Raw genomic sequence first — 1,766 nt, forward strand, 5'->3', positions numbered from 1 at the left:
GCGGTAGAGGAGCGTCGTGTAAGCCGATGAAGGTGGATTGAGAAGTCTGCTGGAGGTATCACGAGTGCGAATGCTGACATGAGTAACGACAAGGGGAGTGAAAAACTCCCCCGCCGGAAGACCAAGGGTTTCTGTTCTACGCTAATCGGAGCAGAGTGAGTCGGCCCCTAAGGCGAGGCCGAAAGGCGTAGTCGATGGGAAACGGGTCAATATTCCCGTACTTCACAGTATTGCGATGGGGGGACGAAGAAGGCTAGGTGAGCCAGGCGTTGGTTGTCCTGGTGAAAGTCGGTAGGCTGAGGATCTAGGCAAATCCGGATCCTTAAGGCCGAGAGACGAGACGAACTGACTACGGTCAGGAAGTCATCGATGCCACGCTTCCAGGAAAAGCCTCTAAGCTTCAGATACTGTGGAACCGTACCCCAAACCGACACAGGTGGTCAGGTAGAGAATACCAAGGCGCTTGAGAGAACTCGGGTGAAGGAACTAGGCAAAATGGTGCCGTAACTTCGGGAGAAGGCACGCCGCATTAGGGTGAAGGTCCTCGCGACCGGAGCCTGACGCGGTCGAAGATACCAGGTGGCTGCAACTGTTTATTAAAAACACAGCACTCTGCAAACGCGCAAGCGGACGTATAGGGTGTGACGCCTGCCCGGTGCCGGAAGGTTAAGTGATGGTGTTAGCGCAAGCGAAGCTCTTGATCGAAGCCCCGGTAAACGGCGGCCGTAACTATAACGGTCCTAAGGTAGCGAAATTCCTTGTCGGGTAAGTTCCGACCTGCACGAATGGCGTAATGATGGCCACGCTGTCTCCACCCGAGACTCAGTGAAATTGAAATCGCAGTGAAGATGCTGTGTACCCGCGGCTAGACGGAAAGACCCCGTGAACCTTTACTACAGCTTCACACTGGACGCTGATGTTGCTTGTGTAGGATAGCTGGGAGGCTTTGAACCTCGGTCGCCAGATCGAGTGGAGCCAATCTTGAAATACCAGCCTGGCATCATTGGCGTTCTAACTCAGGTCCGTTATCCGGATCGAGGACCGTGTGTGGTGGGTAGTTTGACTGGGGCGGTCTCCTCCCAAAGAGTAACGGAGGAGCACGAAGGTACCCTCAGCACGGTTGGAAATCGTGCATTGAGTGCAAGAGCATAAGGGTGCTTAACTGCGAGACAGACACGTCGAGCAGATACGAAAGTAGGTTCTAGTGATCCGGTGGTTCTGTATGGAAGGGCCATCGCTCAACGGATAAAAGGTACTCCGGGGATAACAGGCTGATACCGCCCAAGAGTTCACATCGACGGCGGTGTTTGGCACCTCGATGTCGGCTCATCACATCCTGGGGCTGAAGTCGGTCCCAAGGGTATGGCTGTTCGCCATTTAAAGTGGTACGCGAGCTGGGTTTAGAACGTCGTGAGACAGTTCGGTCCCTATCTGCCGTGGGCGTTGGAGATTTGAGAAGCGCTGCTCCTAGTACGAGAGGACCGGAGTGGACGTACCTCTGGTGTTCCGGTTGTCACGCCAGTGGCATCGCCGGGTAGCTATGTACGGACGGGATAACCGCTGAAAGCATCTAAGCGGGAAGCCTCCTTCAAGATGAGATCTCCCTGAGGCCTTGAGCCTCCTAAAGGACCCAGCAAGACCAGCTGGTTGATAGGTCGGGTGTGGAAGCGCTGCAAGGCGTTGAGCTAACCGATACTAATTGTCCGTGAGGCTTGACCATATAACACCCAAAGGGTTTGTGGTCGATGACTCGCCAATTGCCGGAT

Annotated in this window: 1 rRNA gene; it reads left to right on the forward strand. The window is 54.6% G+C overall.

The features are described 5' to 3' along the window. Positions 1–1,720, forward strand: a 23S ribosomal RNA gene (locus ACUN9Y_RS22060); the annotation flags it as partial. Positions 1,721–1,766: the final 46 nt, after the last annotated feature.

This window comes from Halomonas sp. V046 (assembly GCF_052645355.1).